Source organism: Streptomyces sp. CBMA123 (assembly GCF_014596465.1).
In the GTDB taxonomy this organism is placed as follows: Bacteria; Actinomycetota; Actinomycetes; order Streptomycetales; family Streptomycetaceae; genus Kitasatospora.
The window spans coordinates 1-1,061 of record NZ_MECK01000497.1 but is presented as its reverse complement, the minus strand read 5'-3'; the positions used below and the strand labels follow the sequence as shown (position 1 = coordinate 1,061).

Genomic DNA, 1,061 nt, shown 5'->3' with positions numbered 1-1,061 from the left:
GCGCTGAGCGCGCAGCTGGAGCGGCTCGCCGGGGTCGGGGGCTCGCCGGTGGACGTGGGGCTGTCGTTGGCGGGGCGCTCGCGGTTCCGGCACCGGGCGGTGCTGGTGGACGGGGGCGAGGTCGCGCGTGGGGTGGCGGGGGAGCGGTCGACGGCGTTCCTGTTCTCGGGGCAGGGGTCGCAGCGGCTGGGGATGGGGCGGGAGTTGTACGCCCGGTTCCCGGTGTTCGCGGAGGCGTTCGACGCGGTGTGCGCCGAGTTCGACCCGGGCTTGCGCGAGGTGGTGTGGGGCGAGGACGCGGAGCTGCTGAACCGGACGGAGTTCGCCCAGGCGGGGTTGTTCGCGGTCGAGGTGGCGCTGTACCGGCTGGTCGAATCGTTGGGTGTGGAGCCGGAGTTCGTGGCCGGGCATTCGATCGGTGAGATCGCGGCGGCGCATGTGGCCGGGGTGTTCTCGCTGGAGGACGCGTGCAAGCTGGTCGCGGCCCGGGGCCGGCTGATGCAGGCGCTTCCGGCGGGTGGCGCGATGCTCGCCGTGCAGGCGACGGAGGACGAAGTCCTGCCGCTGCTGGGCGATTTCGTGTCGATTGCGGCCGTCAACGGTCCGAGTTCGGTCGTCGTCTCGGGCACGGAGGAGGCCGTCGCGGCGATCGAGGAGCACTTCGCCGATCGCAAGACCACGCGGCTGCGGGTGTCCCATGCGTTCCACTCGCCGCTGATGGAACCGATGCTGGCGGACTTCCGCGAGGTCCTGAACGGGCTGATCTACCAGGCGCCTTCGATTCCGCTGGTCTCCAACCTCACCGGCGCCCTCGGCGAGGACTTCACCACCCCCGACTACTGGGTGCGCCACGTCCGCGAGGCCGTCCGCTTCGCCGACGGCGTCCGCGCCCTGCGCGAGGCCGGGGCCACCGCCTTCGTCGAGCTCGGCCCCGACGGCGTCCTCGCCGCCCTCGCCCAACAGGACCCGGACACCCCCGCACTCCCGCTGCTGCGCCGCGACCGGCCCGAGGAACACACCCTGGTCACCGCGCTCGCCCGGCTGCACGTCGCCGGAGTCCC

At 73.0% G+C, this 1,061-nt stretch carries 1 protein-coding gene; it reads left to right on the top strand.

What is annotated here, in order from left to right:
- Window positions 1–1,061, top strand: a 1,061-nt coding sequence (locus BG452_RS35215; RefSeq protein ID WP_188308407.1) for an acyltransferase domain-containing protein, incomplete at both ends; no start/stop codon positions are given.